The sequence below is a fragment of the Vibrio sp. S/42/10 genome, assembly GCF_029890535.1.
In the GTDB taxonomy this organism is placed as follows: domain Bacteria; phylum Pseudomonadota; class Gammaproteobacteria; order Enterobacterales; family Vibrionaceae; genus Vibrio; species Vibrio cyclitrophicus.
Genome location: NZ_JAKMZC010000006.1, coordinates 156,667 through 170,599, shown reverse-complemented (window position 1 = coordinate 170,599; position 13,933 = coordinate 156,667). Strand labels below are relative to the sequence as shown.

Sequence of the window (13,933 nt, the reverse complement as noted above, 5' to 3'; positions counted from 1 at the left end):
TTTTAAATGCCGTCAGTCTCTACTAGCTATGAACTAGTCTTCAGTTACTAACCAAGGATACTGAGATAAATCTAGTATCTTTGATATTGTACTTGAGAGTAGAGTTTTCAAGGCTTGAGTTAAAATTAATGCTCTCTAGTGTAAGTAATTTTCACACTAACGACCATTTATAACCCCATTTGTTTGATGTGCTTGGAACTTTTCTTTCTAATTGCTGACGGATTAGCCAGACTGCAGTCTATTGGTAGACAACTTTCGGATGTTGACGACACTGTATCTGGAAAATAGATACAAAAAAACCAGGTCAATGACCTGGTTTTCGAAATCTTATATTGTTGTAAGCAACAATTACGCTAAAACCATACCTGGTTCAGCAAACGCAACTGGAGAGCCTACTTCTTCTTCGAATGTTGCCCATTCCCAAGCTTCTGCGTCAGCAAGTACTGCACGTAGTAGTTGGTTATTTAGGCCATGACCTGATTTGTATGCACGGAACTCACCAATAATAGCGTGTCCACACATATAAAGGTCACCAATCGCGTCTAGTACTTTATGAGTTACGAACTCATTGTCAAAACGTAGACCTTCTTCATTAAGAATTCGGTACTCGTCAAGTACGATAGCATTATCAAAGCTACCACCAAGTACTAGATTTTGGGATTGTAGATACTCAATATCACGCATGAAACCGAAAGTACGAGCGCGAGAAATTTCTTTCACAAAACCTTGTGAAGAGAAATCAAACAACAAACGTTGCTCATCAGATTCAATAGCGGGATGGTTAAAGTCGATCTCAAAGTCCATGCGGAAGCCGTTAAATGGGACGAATTCTGCCCACTTATCGCCATCTTCAAAACGGATAGGCTTTTTGATTCGAATAAAACGCTTCGCTGCATTCAGTGTTTCTACACCTGCTTGCTGTAGCAAATATACAAATGGGCTTGCGCTACCATCCATAATTGGGATCTCTGGTGCATCAACCTCAACAATAATGTTGTCGATACCCATACCCGCTAAAGCTGCGTTAAGGTGTTCCACTGTAGAAATACGTACGCCTTCGTCGTTAACAAGAGCAGTACATAACATAGTGTCACGAACTGATGCTGGATCAGCTGGGAAATCTACAGGTGGATTTACATCAGTACGACGATAAACAATACCTGTATTTGCAGCTGCCGGGCGAAGAGTAAGTGTGACTTTACGACCAGAGTGGAGACCCACACCAGTTGTTTTCACAATTTCTTTCAGAGTACGTTGTCTGATCATCTGCTTGCCTCGTTATCAGTGCTACAAATCACGGTCAGTATTTACCGACCGCGAATTTTACCATTAATTCGACGATAGTCAAATTTTGGGTATTTGTTAATCAGCCTGACGTCGTAAGAATGCTGGAATATCTAAGTATCCACTCTCTTTCTCAGCTTTAGGTGCAGCACTCTGGCTAGCGCCTGTACCTGAAGAAACAGGTGACGTTGTTGGCTGTGGCTTAACTTGAGGTTTAACCTCAGTTTTCTCTTGCAATGGCTGTGCCATTTTCTCTTCCACTTTTGGTGCAGTTTGAGCTGCAACTTGTGGTTGAGGCGTTGGCGCTACTTTAGCCTTGCCACCAGCAACTAATGTAATGTCTGGTTTTTTCTCTGTTCCGATACCTGTTGCAACAACAGTTACACGGATTTCATCCGTCATGTCAGGGTCTAGAGAAGTACCAATCACGACAGTTGCGTTATCAGAAGCGAATGCCTTAACTGTATTACCCACAGTTTCGAATTCATCTAGACGCATGTCCAGGCCTGCAGTGATGTTCACAAGAACGCCACGCGCACCAGCTAGGTCGATGTCTTCTAGTAGTGGGCTAGAAATTGCCGTTTCAGCAGCTTCTTCAGCACGGTCTTCACCTTTTGCGATACCGCTACCCATCATTGCATGACCCATCTCAGACATTACAGTGCGAACATCCGCGAAATCGACGTTAATCATACCAGGGCGAGTAATTAGCTCTGCGATACCTTGTACAGCATTTTTAAGCACATCATTTGCACTTGCGAAAGCTTCTAGCAGTGTTACGCCACGGCCAAGTACCTTAAGTAGCTTTTCATTTGGAATCGTAATTAAAGAATCCACATGCTTAGAAAGCTCTTCAATACCTTGCTCTGCAAACGCTAAACGTTTTTTGCCTTCAAAGCTAAATGGCTTAGTTACAACAGCAACTGTTAGCACACCTAGCTCTTTCGCAACTTCAGCAATAACTGGAGCAGCACCTGTACCCGTACCACCGCCCATACCAGCTGCGATAAATACCATATCGGCGCCAGTTAGAACTTCTTTAATTCTTTCTCGATCTTCGAGAGCTGCATCACGGCCTACTTGTGGGTTTGCACCAGCGCCCAAACCTTTAGTGATATCACCACCAATTTGGATCACGCTGCTCACGCTTGTTTTACGAAGTGCTTGGGCATCAGTGTTAACACTGATGAATTCTACGCCTTCGATTGATTCACGTACCATGTGCTCAACAGCGTTACCGCCACCGCCACCAACTCCAACGACTTTAATTACTGCATCGTCAGACATTTCCATCATCGGTTCAAACATGTGTTATCTCCGTTTTTTCCTGCAACTCAGGTTAAAACTCTTTTTGTATCCAATTACGCAATTTGCCAAACAAGCCTGACATAGAAGGTGCTGAACGCTTAGGTTCGCTGTAATCACCTTCATCACTTATCTGACAATCTCTTGCGTAATGAAGTAAACCAACCGCCGTAGAATGATACGGCTCTTTAACATAGTCAGTTAAGCCACTAACTTCTAATGGCTTACCAACTCGAACTTGATTGCGGAAAACGCGTTCCGCACACTCTACCAATCCGTCAATTTGTGCCGCTCCACCAGTGAGAACGACGCCAGCTGCAAGGTGGTGTTTAATACCTTCATCGCGTAGCTGTAATTGAACCGTATCAATAGTTTGGTTAACGAGCCCCATAAGTTCAGTGTAACGTGGTTCAATCACTTCCGACAAAGTTTGTCGTTGCAAACTTCTCGATGGGCGACCACCAACACTTGGGACGTTAACAGAGTCATCCTTGCTTACGAGTTCACTCAGAGCGCAACCATGGTTTACTTTTATCTCTTCAGCATCGCTCACTGGCGTGCCGAAAGCGAAGGCAATATCACTGGTTACTGCATTTCCTGCGTAGGAAAATACTTCTGTGTGTCGAAGCGCGCCGCCAGTCCATATGGAAATATCCATTGTACCCGCACCGATATCTACCACACACACTCCAAGCTCTCTCTCGTCTTCAGTAATTACCGCGTTACTTGAGGCAAGTCCTGAAAACACGATCTGTTCTACTGTAAGACCACATCGTTCAACAGCTTTAATAATGTTTCTCGCCATGTCGCTATGGCAAGAAATTAGGTGAACACTGACTTCCATTCGAACACCAGATAAGCCAAGTGGGTTCTTAATCCCTTCTTGATAATCAATGGTAAATTCTTGTGGGATCACGTGCAGAATTCTCTGCTCATCACCTATTTTAATTGATTTCGCGGTATGGATCGCTCGATCCATATCGTCTTGAGACACTTCTTCATCTGAAATAGTGCCCATGCCTTTTTCAATTCGGCTTGCGATATGTTTGCCTGATAGCGAGATAAACACATTGCTGATTTGGCATTCCGCCATCAACTCTGCTTGATCAATAGCTCGCTGAACCGACTTAACTACCGACTCTAGGTCGTTTACACCACCTTTATCCATACCTCTAGATGGGCTTTGCCCTGATCCAATGATATTGATTTGACCATCAGGCAATATTTCACCAACCAGAGCTGATATGGTCGCAGTGCCTATATCAAGACCAACGATTATGTTGTCATCTGCGGTCTTAGTCATCTGTGCTCTCTTCTAACTCTTGCTCTGGAAACCAGCCTACAGCGGCTCCCGTATCATACCTGAGGTCGATGTAGCTCACTTGATTCGCCTTACTACCTAATTCGTTGTAAAGCGAAATGAAGCGTTCAACACGCTCATCTAAAGAATCTTTACCTAGTTCTAAACGGATACCGTTATCTAGGATTATTTGCCACGCGCGACGCTCATTGAGAACGAGCGAGGTAACGGTTAACCCTAGACTATTAATCAAAGGAGTTATCTGTCGCCATTTTTCTATCACTTCTTGGCTGGTGCCGTCTGGGCCGTAAAGCTTGACTCGATCGCCCTTTAATAGGCCGATATCACCATTAAACACCTGACCATCGTCATTAAGCAGCATGTTACCGTTCCAGATTGCTGCTGCATGATACTCAGTCAAAAATACTTTTATTGTGTCTGGCCACTGTTTACGAATTGAGACAACAGACACCCAAGGCAATGCTTCTAAACTGTTTTGCAACACACCAATGTCCTGTGACATGAATGTTCCAATATGCTCAAGCTCGCCAAAGGCATGCTGAACATCACCAGCCGTTACATAAGTTAAGTCGCCCTGAAGTACTATTTTGGAAAGAGGCAATCGCTGATCGTCCCACATCCAAGTCAGTGTGATATAGAAAAGAAACCCAATGAATAGCAGCACCACAACAAAAAAAGACCCGCCTAAGGCGTGTTTCTTGAGCGACGGTAAACTGAATAGGTGGCGGTTTTCGCTAAAAGTACTTTCTACCAAAGCCCGCATTCCCTGTCGTTGGTTCGCAATTCTATTCCCTATCTTCGTAATAGAGGTAAAAGCACTTACTTTAACCTATGAATTATACTGAGCAAAATCAAACTATCAAACGTTGATAATAAGATTTTTGGTCAATTTTAGGTCAATCGCAAGAAGTGAGCGATCAACCACAGTCTGTAGACGGTATTCTGTTACGCGTTCTGCATTTTATTAATGTCTAATTGTAACGATTCAAGCTGCTTCGCTACACGGCCAACATCACCTGCACCCTGCGTTAAAACAAGATCACCACCTTGAATTACGTTAGCAAGAGCCGACGGCAGCGCGTTGATATCAGCAACAAAGATTGGATCTATCTTACCACGACCACGAATAGTTCGACTTAACGAACGCCCGTCCGCACCTGCAATAGGTTTCTCACCTGCCGAGTACACATCTAATAAAATTAGAACATCAACCTGCTCAAGAACGTTAGCAAAGTCATCATACAGATCGCGAGTACGGCTATAACGGTGAGGTTGGAAGATCATCACAAGACGTTTGTCAGTCCAGCCGCTGCGTGCAGCTTGGATAGTAACATCCACTTCAGTTGGGTGATGACCATAATCATCAACCAACATTGCAACGCCTTTACCGGTTTCGTACTCACCTAAGTGATCGAAACGACGGCCTGTGCCTTCCGTTCCTGCCATCGCTTTTAGAATTGCTTCATCACTGATGTCATCTTCAGTCGCAACCGCAATTGCAGCTGATGCATTTAACGCATTATGACGGCCCGGAATGTTCAATGTAATATCAAGGTTAGCTTTGCCTTCACGTACCACAGTGAACTTGCCTTGTTGCCCTTCTTGTACGTAATTTTCAATACGGATATCAGCATCTTCTGAGAAACCGTAAGTAATCACTTGGCGACTCACCTGAGGAATAAGCTCACGTACAACAGGATCGTCAACACACATCACAGCCTGACCATAGAATGGCAGGTTGTGTAAGAAATCAATAAACGTCTGCTTTAACGTTTCAAAATCACCGCCATAGGTATCCATATGATCCGCTTCAATGTTAGTCACAATACTAACCATTGGTTGCAGATGCAGAAATGACGCATCACTTTCATCAGCTTCAGCGATAAGGATACGACTTGAACCTAAGCGAGCATTAGTGCCTGCACTTTTCACCAAACCACCGTTTACGAAAGTGGGATCGAGGCCTGCTTCCGAGTAAATCTGTGTAACTAGCGCTGTGGTCGTTGTTTTACCGTGCGTACCAGCCACGGCAATACCGTGACGAAAACGCATCAGCTCAGCCAGCATTTCCGCACGACGAACAATCGGTGTACGCGCTTCACGAGCAGCAACAATCTCTGGATTTTCTTCGTTGATAGCGGTTGAAACCACCACTACACTTGCATCAGCAACGTTACTTGCTTGGTGGCCAATGTAAACTGTCGCCCCCTTGCTAACTAAACGATCAGTCACTGGGTTTTGAGCAATATCAGAACCCGTGATCTGATAGCCTTCATTTAGTAAGACTTCAGCAATCCCGCTCATTCCAGCACCACCAATACCAATGAAGTGGATAGATTTAACACGGCGCATTTCTGGCACCATTGCACGGATTTGCGCTAAGTCTTGGGTATGTTCAATCGTCATCAATTCAGTCTCGTTATTTTGCTAAAGCTTTAATTGCTTCAGCGACGGTCACATCAGCATCAAGCTTGGCTGCTTGACGAGCTTTTGTTGCCATCATTTTTAATTCATTTCTATCAAGCTGAGCGATAGCGTTCGCTAGCTTATCAGCCGTCAGTTGTGGCTGTTCAATCATTAATGCTGCGCCACATTCAACTAAATGGTCGGCATTCAACGCTTGCTGCCTGTCTTTGTGCATGAACGGAACAAAGATAGAACCAACACCAGCAGCTGACACTTCAGATACGGTTAATGCACCTGAACGACAAACTAATAGATCTGCCCATTCATAAGCTTGCGCCACATCATCAATAAATTCAGTTACTTGAACATTATCTACAGAGTGTGATTTGTATTGTTCAATCACTTGCTGTTGATTGTTCTTACCGGCTTGATGCACCACAGTAAAACCTTCACCAAGCTGGGCCATGGTCACTGGCAAGGTATCGTTCAGAATTTTAGCGCCCTGACTGCCGCCCATCACTAGGATACGAATATCACCGTCGCGCTCTGCCATGCGTTGCTCGGGTTCAGCTAAGGCAACCACATCTTCACGTACTGGATTACCCACTACATCAGCAGTAGGGAAAGCACCTGGGAAAGCTTGGAATACTTTTTTGGCAATTTTAGATAGCCATTGATTAGTTAAACCCGCCACTGCATTTTGTTCATGCAGAACTACTGGAATACCGGATAACCATGCCGCGATACCACCGGGGCCACTCACGTACCCCCCCATTCCAAGCACTACATCTGGCTGCCATGCTTTGATGTGATGTCTTGCTTGAAGTATGGCATTAATAATCTGGAATGGCGCTTTAATTAACTTGCTAATGCCTTGACCACGCAGGCCTTTCACTTTGATAAAGTCGATCTCAATACCATGTTTTGGCACTAAGTCCGCTTCCATTCTATCCGCGGTTCCTAACCAGCGAATTTCCCAACCTTGTTGCTGAAGCTTTTTAGCCACGGCTAAGCCAGGGAAAACGTGACCACCAGTACCACCAGCCATCACTAAAAGTTTTTTGTTTTGTTTCATAACGTTGGATTCTTATTCTACTAATTCGTTTTGATTGTCGGCTTGTTCTTCTTGTTGTATTCGACATTCGTGATCAATGCGCAATAGCATTGAAACCGCGACTGACATGACGATAAGACTTGAACCACCGTAGCTGATCAATGGCAATGTTAGACCTTTGGTTGGAACGATACCTGAAGCGGCACCTACGTTAACAAGCGTCTGAAATGCAAACCAAATACCAATACCAAAAGCAAGATAACCGCTGAATAACTGGTCGTTCTCGAATGCTTTCTTACCAATTAAAATCGCTTTCAGTACCAAACTAAAGATCAGAATCAGCACGAGAGTTACACCAACAAAGCCTAACTCTTCTGCCAATACAGCAAACACAAAATCGGTATGTGCTTCAGGCAAATACTCTAACTTCTGAACCGAATTACCAAGACCTTGTCCCATCCAATCACCACGACCAAATGCCATTAGTGATTGAGTTAATTGGTAGCCACTGCCGAACGGGTCATTCCAAGGTTCCCAGAATGAGGTCACACGTCGAACACGATAGGGTTCTATAACAATTAATCCAACGACCGCGGCAATGCCCGCCACCATCAAGGCAATAAACTGTGAAAGCTTAGCACCTGCAATAAACAGCATGCCAAACAAGGTCACCAACATTACAACAACCGTACCTAAATCGGGCTGGCCGAGAAGCAAAACAGCAAAGGCACCAAACACCATGATTGGCTTACCGAAACCGCCGAAAAACGTTTTTCTGACCTCGTCTTGTTTACGAACCAGATAGCCCGCCATAAAGATAAACAGCGATAACTTAGCGACTTCTGCGGGTTGTAAGTTAAACAGTCCAAGTGGAATCCAGCGTGATGCACCATTAACCGACTTACCAACGGCCAGCACCACCACTAGCAAAAAGAAGGACAAACCCAACAGATACATACTGTATTGAAACCATCGCTTCATTGGGATCTGCAATATTACGCTGGATACACCTAGCGCCAACACAAGGAAAATGGCGTGGCGAAACATAAAGTGAAATGGCTGATCGGTTAAACGAGCACTGATAGGAAACGAAGCCGACGTTACCATCACCAAGCCTGTCAGCATCAGTCCAAGAGCAATCCATACTAATTGACGGTCGTAAAGCGCCTCTGGTGTGGCACGATTAAGCCATTGCCAAATAGATTGATTGATCTCTTTCACTCTTTGCACTGAATGTCAGTCCTTCAACACGTTAGGCGTATTCATGAGCGAGTTCAGTGAAAGCATCACCTCTCGCCATGAAGTTATTAAATTGATCAAAGCTTGCACACGCTGGAGACAGCATCACCATATCACCGGGCACCAACTGCGTTGAGATGCTTTCGATAATGTCACTCATGGTTTCAAACGTCTTAGCCGATTGATGCAACGACATAAATTGCGCTGCATCTTCACCGAAGCAACACAGCTGAACACGCTCCAGTTGCGCCAACACAGGCTTGAGCTCACTAAAGTCAGCACCTTTACCTACACCACCAACCAAAAGATACAAAGTACCTTGGCACTCTAGCCCCGACAAAGCCGCCAATGTACTGGCTACGTTGGTCGCTTTCGAGTCGTTAACCCACTTGATAGAACGCTTATCAGCTACCACTTGGCAACGATGCGTTAAACCGTTGTAGGTCTTCAGAGCTTCAAGGCTTTTGCTGTAATCAATACCGACTTGTTTAAGCAGTGCTAGCGAGACTAGCGCATTTGCCACATTGTGACGTCCAACCAATGTTAAATCTTGAGTAGGAAGTACTGGCTTGCTGCTATCCACCAACCATTCAGTACCATCAATCGTCGCCACACCAAACTCTTGGTCGTCGAGTCCGAATGTCACTAATGGCATACTGTTGTCAGGATAAGTCTCTTTGTCTTCGCGGTTTACAATCGCGTACTGAGCGTTGTAAAAAATTCTTAATTTGGCGTCACGGTAATCGGCCATGCCTTGATAGCGATCCATATGATCTTCTGACAAGTTCAAAAAGGCCGCCGCTGCAAGGTTTAAACTGGATGTTGTCTCTAGCTGAAAGCTTGAAAGCTCAAGGACATATAAGTCGGCATCAAGCTCTAAAAGATCTAAGGCAGGAATACCGATGTTACCACCAACACCAACATTGAGACCTGCGGCTTTCGCCAGTACACCTGTAAGATCAGTCACCGTGCTCTTGCCGTTTGAACCTGTTATTGCCACAACGGGTTTATTTACCGCCCAGCCAAACAGTTCAATATCACCAACAACCGGAACACCCGCTTGAATAACATCTTGTATTTCCGGGGTCGCTAAGGCGATACCCGGGTTAGCAACGACTAAATCCGCTCCCGCTAACCATTGGCTATTCCAACTTCCAGAATGCAGTTCCACAGATTCAGGCAAAGATTCTCTGCCCGGTGGTAGCTCGCGAGTATCAATCACCTTCACATGTGTGTGAGGTTGATATTTTACGAGATGTTTAACGACAGAGAGCCCGGTAATACCGAGCCCCACAACCACTACATTTTGAATATTTTGCCAACGTTCCATTTAAACAAGATGCTCTTAATAGTTTTAAAGAGCCTCTAATCTGAGGCTCACATAGGATTAACGAACTTTCAGTGTCGCTAGACCAACCAATACTAATACCATTGAGATGATCCAAAAACGCACGATTACACGCGGCTCCGGCCAACCTTTAAGTTCGTAGTGGTGATGAATCGGTGCCATGCGGAAAATACGCTGACCACGCAATTTGTAAGAGCCTACCTGCAGAATCACTGACAAGGTCTCCATTACAAACACACCGCCCATGATAACCAGTACCAATTCTTGGCGAACTAACACAGCAATCACACCCAATGCACCACCAAGCGCTAGAGAACCAACATCGCCCATGAATACTTGTGCTGGGTAGGTGTTAAACCATAGAAAGCCGAGACCTGCACCCACGATAGCAGTACATACAACAACCAGCTCAGAGGTGTATGGGATGTATGGAATGTGTAGGTACGCGGCGAAGTTAACGTTACCTGTCGCCCAAGCAATCACAGCAAAGCCAGCCGCAACCATCACCGTTGGCATAATGGCCAAACCGTCTAGGCCGTCCGTTAGGTTTACCGCATTACTGGTACCCACAATAACAAAGTACGTCAGCACTATGTAGAACAAGCCTAACTGTGGCATCACATCTTTGAAGAAAGGAACAACCAATTGTGTTGCCGCAGTATCGTGACCATGAGCGTATAGAGCGAATGCGACAACCAATGCAATCGCCGATTGCCAGAAGTACTTCCAACGAGCAATCAAGCCGTCTGTATTTTTACGAACGACTTTACGGTAGTCGTCAACAAAGCCAACCGCACCGTAACCGCCAAGAACAACCAATACCGCCCAAACGTAAGGGTTAGAAAGGTCAGCCCACACTAATACCGTAATAATGATCGCAGCTAGGATCATCACGCCACCCATGGTTGGTGTACCACGCTTACTGAAGTGAGACTCAGGGCCGTCATTACGAACAACTTGGCCAATTTGTAGCATTTGCAGACGCTCAATTAAACGAGGTCCCATCCACAGTGACAGACATAATGCCGTCAAAATACTCGCGATTGCACGAAACGATAGGTATTCGAACAAACGGAAAAAAGAAAAGTGTGGCTGTAGTAGCTCTGCAAGCCAAATTATCATGAAAAGTTCTCCTTTAAAGCAGCGGCTATTTTACTCATTCCTGCACTGTTTGCGCCTTTTACCAACAAGGTATGTGACGCGTTTTCTGGCAAGCATAAGTGCTGCTCTATGTGCGCGATCATCGCTTGATGCGTTGCAAAGTGAGTACCATTACAGACCTCACTAATCACCTTAGTATCATTACCGTAAGTGAGTACATGCTCAAAAGCGAATGGGGCAGCATATTCACCGACTTGACGGTGAAGTGCAAGGCTTTCGTCGCCTAATTCAGCCATATTGCCTAAAATCAACCAACGTTGACCTTTGAAGCTCGATAGCAATTTAGCTGCCGCCTTCATTGCAGGCACGCTGGCGTTATAACTGTCATCTATCAGCTTGATATTCTGACTTAATTGTTGAACCTCAACTCGTCCTTTGACTGAGATAAGATTCGCTAAACCATTTTTTATTTCATCGAGCGTTGCGCCAAACTGAATGCTCAACGCTGCTGCTGCTAAGGCATTCGCTACGTTATGCTGGCCGATAATGCCAAGTTCAACGGGCACAGAACCTTTTGGTGTCTGCATATCAAAGCACGCTTCACCTTGCTCGTTGATACGAATATTTTTGGCAAAGTAATCCGCTGTATCATCACTTTCTGAAAAGGTCAGAACCGCTTTATCTGCGAGAACTTCACTCCAAAATTCGCCACCGTTACTCTCTAAACTAACAATAGCAGTGTCACCAGCTGCAAGCCCCTGAAAAATTTCACCTTTTGCTTGCTTCACACCATCAATTGAGCCAAATCCTTCTAGGTGCGCCGCTGCCACATTATTTACCAAGGCAACCTGTGGTTTCACAAGCTGGGTAGTGTAGGCGATTTCACCGATATGGTTAGCGCCTAATTCGATCACCGCATAGTCATCGCTTGGTTCACTACGTAGCAAAGTCAAAGGCACACCAATATCATTATTGAAGTTACCTGCCGTAAACAGCACCTTGCCACGTTGTTGCAGAATGCTCGCCACCATCTCTTTGACGGTCGTCTTGCCACAACTGCCAGTAATCGCCATGGTTGGCACGTCACATTGTTTATGGATCCAAGCACTTAACTGACCTAAAGCAAGTTTAGTGTCTTCAACAACAACTTGAGTAATATTTAAGTCAAGTTTTCGTTCGACTAACAACGCACTCGCATTCGCCTCAACGGCTTGATGACAAAAGTCATGCGCATCAAAACGTTCTCCGACGAGAGCAACAAACAATGCGCCCTCTTCAACGGTGCGAGTATCCGTAGAAACGGCATTAATTACGTTATGACTGGAGTTGACAGCCTCAATCAACTCGCCGCTGACTGCTGAACAAATTTGTTCGAGTGATACATCAATCATGATGAAATACCTAAAAGTTGAAGCGCAGACTCTCGGTCTGAGTAATGTACCGTATTGTCTTTCAATACTTGGTAATCCTCATGGCCTTTACCAGCCAAAAGAATAATGTCATTGCTGTCTGCCTGCTCAAGTGCAAACTTAACCGCTTGGTAGCGATCGTGCTCGACGAACGCCGATTCCGGCTCACTTAAACCAGCAAGCATATCTTTGACAATCAAAACCGGATCTTCGCTGCGAGGGTTGTCATCTGAAATAATAATTTTATCGGCAAACTGCTCTGCGGTCGCTGCCATCATCGGGCGTTTCCCTGTGTCACGATCTCCACCGCAACCAAAGATAGCCCACAATTTTCCCGAGCAGTGCACGCGCAATGCTGCCAGAGCTTTCTCTAACGCGTCTGGTGTATGAGCGTAATCAACAACTACTTTAGCTTTGCTCGGCACTTGGAACAGTTCCATACGACCAATAACAGGCTGAAGCTGAGGTGCAGTATCGACTAATATTTTCTTATCGATGCCCAATGAAAGCAGAGTCGCGAAAGCAACCAATACATTTGATGCGTTAAACTGACCAATTAAAGGAACCGAAAGATCGCCTTGTCCCCAGTTACCATCGAAAGACATCTGAATACCAGTTTCTGCATAAGCGACATCAGACGCCCATACCGATTGTTGATAACCCGCTAGCGGTGATAGTGAAACAGCAATGGCCTTGGATAAATCTATCATCCAAGCCTTACCCACTTCGTCATCCACATTAATGACGGCATGCTTGCATTTGTGTTGAGTAAACAAGCTCTTCTTCGCCAGAGCGTACTCTTCCATGGTGCCATGGTAATCAAGATGATCACGACTCAAGTTAGTAAAGACACCAACTTCAAAGTCCAAAGCCTTTACTCGACCTTGCACCAAACCATGAGAAGAGATCTCCATCGCAGTATAAACGGCTTTTTCTTCAGCCAACTCACTCAGCGTGCGCTGTATTTCAATCGCGCTGCCTGTGGTGTTAGCCGCTGTTTTTAGATTATCTAGGAAACCATTACCTGTGGTGCCCATTACCGCAGAGCGTTGACCAACGAGATCAAGCCATTGAGCAATCAATTGAGTGATGGTGGTTTTGCCATTGGTGCCAGTAACACCAATCAGTTTGGTCGCTTGAGAAGAATAAACTCGACCAGCCAGTTCAGAGAGAATTGAATTTAGCTCCGCTACATAAACAACAGGAACTGCATTTAACCACTCAACCAAGCCATGAGCTTTGTCATCACCAGCCTGTGCAATGACGGCTTTAGCTCCTTGAGCGACCGCTTTGTCGATAAAACGGCGACCATCAACGGCATGTCCAACAATGGCGACGAAAATATCACCTTTCTTGATGGCACGACTATCCAACTCCAATTGCTCAACAGCAATCGACTCTAGTTCTGTTGAATCAAAGTCCCCCCAAGGAGAAAGTAAAGATGACAGCGTGAGGCTATTACTCAT

General features: G+C 45.1%; 11 protein-coding genes. All 11 read right to left on the bottom strand.

Annotated features, from left to right (window positions below; all coding sequences use genetic code 11):
• Positions 1 to 348: 348 nt before the first annotated feature.
• Positions 349 to 1,266, bottom strand: coding sequence for a UDP-3-O-acyl-N-acetylglucosamine deacetylase (gene lpxC, locus L8S15_RS09470; protein ID WP_010434751.1), 918 nt, complete (start codon positions 1,264 to 1,266; stop codon positions 349 to 351).
• Between the two features lie 96 nt (positions 1,267 to 1,362).
• Positions 1,363 to 2,592, bottom strand: coding sequence for a cell division protein FtsZ (gene ftsZ, locus L8S15_RS09465; protein ID WP_010434749.1), 1,230 nt, complete (start codon positions 2,590 to 2,592; stop codon positions 1,363 to 1,365).
• Between the two features lie 31 nt (positions 2,593 to 2,623).
• A complete protein-coding gene (ftsA, locus tag L8S15_RS09460) occupies positions 2,624 to 3,892 on the bottom strand; it encodes a cell division protein FtsA (RefSeq protein ID WP_010434747.1) in 1,269 nt (422 codons plus the stop codon).
• Positions 3,885 to 4,664, bottom strand: coding sequence for a cell division protein FtsQ/DivIB (locus L8S15_RS09455; RefSeq protein WP_280572817.1), 780 nt, complete (start codon positions 4,662 to 4,664; stop codon positions 3,885 to 3,887). Before L8S15_RS09455 ends, ftsA begins: the two co-directional genes overlap by 8 nt.
• Positions 4,665 to 4,855: 191 nt before the next feature.
• Positions 4,856 to 6,316 carry a UDP-N-acetylmuramate--L-alanine ligase gene (murC, locus tag L8S15_RS09450; protein WP_010434743.1) on the bottom strand — a complete coding sequence of 487 codons (1,461 nt, stop codon included), beginning with the start codon at positions 6,314 to 6,316 and terminating at the stop codon, positions 4,856 to 4,858.
• A gap of 13 nt (positions 6,317 to 6,329) precedes the next feature.
• Positions 6,330 to 7,391, bottom strand: a complete 1,062-nt coding sequence (gene murG / locus L8S15_RS09445) for an undecaprenyldiphospho-muramoylpentapeptide beta-N-acetylglucosaminyltransferase (protein WP_016793009.1) — start codon at positions 7,389 to 7,391, stop codon at positions 6,330 to 6,332.
• A gap of 12 nt (positions 7,392 to 7,403) precedes the next feature.
• Positions 7,404 to 8,600: a cell division protein FtsW gene (ftsW, locus tag L8S15_RS09440; protein ID WP_010434740.1), complete on the bottom strand. Its 1,197-nt coding sequence runs from the start codon at positions 8,598 to 8,600 to the stop codon at positions 7,404 to 7,406.
• A 22-nt stretch (positions 8,601 to 8,622) separates the two neighbouring features.
• Complete coding sequence (murD, locus tag L8S15_RS09435; RefSeq protein WP_016767753.1) at positions 8,623 to 9,939, bottom strand: UDP-N-acetylmuramoyl-L-alanine--D-glutamate ligase; 1,317 nt, start codon at positions 9,937 to 9,939, stop codon at positions 8,623 to 8,625.
• Positions 9,940 to 9,996: 57 nt separating this feature from the next.
• On the bottom strand, positions 9,997 to 11,079 hold the full coding sequence (gene mraY, locus L8S15_RS09430) for a phospho-N-acetylmuramoyl-pentapeptide-transferase (protein ID WP_010434722.1): 1,083 nt from the start codon (positions 11,077 to 11,079) through the stop codon (positions 9,997 to 9,999).
• On the bottom strand, positions 11,076 to 12,449 hold the full coding sequence (gene murF / locus L8S15_RS09425) for a UDP-N-acetylmuramoyl-tripeptide--D-alanyl-D-alanine ligase (protein WP_010434721.1): 1,374 nt from the start codon (positions 12,447 to 12,449) through the stop codon (positions 11,076 to 11,078). Before murF ends, mraY begins: the two co-directional genes overlap by 4 nt.
• The gene (gene murE, locus L8S15_RS09420) at positions 12,446 to 13,933 is read right to left on the bottom strand and encodes a UDP-N-acetylmuramoyl-L-alanyl-D-glutamate--2,6-diaminopimelate ligase (RefSeq protein WP_016789749.1); all 1,488 of its coding nucleotides are present in this window, start codon (positions 13,931 to 13,933) and stop codon (positions 12,446 to 12,448) included. Before murE ends, murF begins: the two co-directional genes overlap by 4 nt.